Annotated in this window: 2 protein-coding genes; both read left to right on the top strand. The window is 59.8% G+C overall.

The window, feature by feature from the left end:
- The coding region (locus tag DBR24_RS21340; RefSeq protein WP_256591711.1) for an extracellular solute-binding protein at positions 1-1,227 on the top strand (1,227 nt) is incomplete at its 5' end.
- A partial coding sequence (locus tag DBR24_RS33145; protein ID WP_256591710.1) for an ABC transporter permease subunit occupies positions 1,227-1,904 on the top strand: 678 nt, incomplete at its 3' end. The genes DBR24_RS21340 and DBR24_RS33145, both read left to right, overlap by 1 nt.

The raw sequence follows: 1,904 nt of genomic DNA, 5'->3' as shown, positions 1-1,904 counted from the left end.
CCGCCACTGGGCAGTGGCCCCTATCGCGTCGGCAAGGTCGACTCGGGGCGCAGCATTACCTTCGAACGCAATGCCGACTGGTGGGGCAAGGACCTGCCGGTCAGTCGCGGCCTCTATAACTTCGACCATTTCAGCATCGAGTACTTTGGCGACACCGACGTCGCCCGTCAGGTGCTGCGCGGCGGCGCGTATGACTACAACCGCGAGTTTTCCGCCACCGGTTACTCGATCGGCTACGACAGCCCCGCCCTGAGCGACGGGCGCCTGCAAAAGGCTCATCTGGCCACCGAAGCGCCGCAATCGGCTCAAGGGTTTGTGTTCAATCTGCAGAAACCGATGTTCAAGGATCGCCGTGTGCGCCAGGCACTGGCGATGCTGTGGGACTTCGAGTGGAGCAACCGGCAGATGATGCGCAACCTGTACATCCGCCATCAAAGTTACTTTTCCAATACCGATCTGGCCGCTCGCGAGTTACCAGACGCCGCGGAGTTGAAGATTCTCGAACCGCTGCGCGGACAGATTCCCGACGAAGTCTTCACCACGGTCTTCGAGGCACCGAAGACCGACGGCAGTGGCCTGATCCGCGATAAACAACTGCAAGCCCTGGAACTGCTCGAGCAGGCCGGCTGGAAACCGGACGGCGATCAACTGGTGAATGCCGAAGGCGAACCGCTCAGCTTCACGTTCCTGGTCAGCCAGAACGGCATGGACCGCCTGCTGCTGCCTTACAAGCGCACACTGAAACAGATCGGCATCAACCTGGATATTCGCCGCATCGACTCTTCGCAATACGTCAATCGCCTGATGAGCCGGGACTACGACATGATCGTCACCGGCTATCCGGTGACCACCTCACCGGGTGGCGAACTGCTCAACTACTTCGGCTCGGCGTCGGCCAACGACCCGGGGGCCAACAACTACATGGTGCTGAAAAACCCGGCGGTCGACACCTTGATCAACGGACTGATCCGCGCCTCCACCCAATCGGACATGCTGCACTATGCCCACGCCCTGGATCGGGTGCTGCAATGGAATTACTACTGGATTCCCAATTACTACCCGCCGGGCACTTCGACCGTGTGGTGGAACCGCTTTGGCATCCCTACGATTCAAGCCAGTAATGATGAAGCGATCGAGAGCTGGTGGGAAATCAGCCGCACGCCGCTGACCAACCAACAGATGACCGCCGAAAAAATCGGTCGTGGCAGACCCGGAGGGCCGCACTGATGTGGGGTTACATACTGCGGCGCCTGCTGCTGATCATTCCGACGCTGGTGATCATTCTGCTGGTCAATTTCGTCATCATTCAGGCCGCGCCCGGCGGTCCGGTGGAACAGGCGATCGCCCATCTGCAAGGCATCGGTGGTGGCGGCAACGTCGGCGGCGGTTCGGGTGAAACCATGAGCGGCACCTCGCGCGCGAGCCGGGGCCTGGACCCGCAATTGATCAAAGACATCGAAAAACAGTACGGCTTCGACAAGCCAGCCCATGAACGCCTGTGGCTGATGCTCAAGAATTACGCCCGACTGGATTTCGGCAAGAGCTTCTTTCGCGGTGCCACGGTGACGGACCTGATCCTGGAAAAAATGCCGGTCACCATTTCTCTCGGATTATGGGCGACGCTGATTACCTACTTGGTCTCGATCCCGCTGGGCATCCGCAAAGCCGTGCATCACGGCAGCCATTTCGATATCTGGAGCAGCACCGCGATCATCATCGGCTACGCAATGCCGGCGTTCCTGTTTGCAATGTTCCTGATCGTGGTGTTTGCCGGCGGCACTTCGCTGAACTGGTTCCCGGTACGCGGCCTGGTCTCGGACAACTTCGAATCACTGTCGACCCTGGGCAAGATCGCCGATTACTTCTGGCACCTGGTGTTGCCGGTCACGGCGCTGGTGATCGGC

The sequence above is a fragment of the Pseudomonas sp. HMWF006 genome (genome assembly GCF_003061205.1).
GTDB classification, from domain to species: domain Bacteria; phylum Pseudomonadota; class Gammaproteobacteria; order Pseudomonadales; family Pseudomonadaceae; genus Aquipseudomonas; species Aquipseudomonas monsensis.
This window is presented reverse-complemented; position numbering and strand designations above follow the sequence as displayed.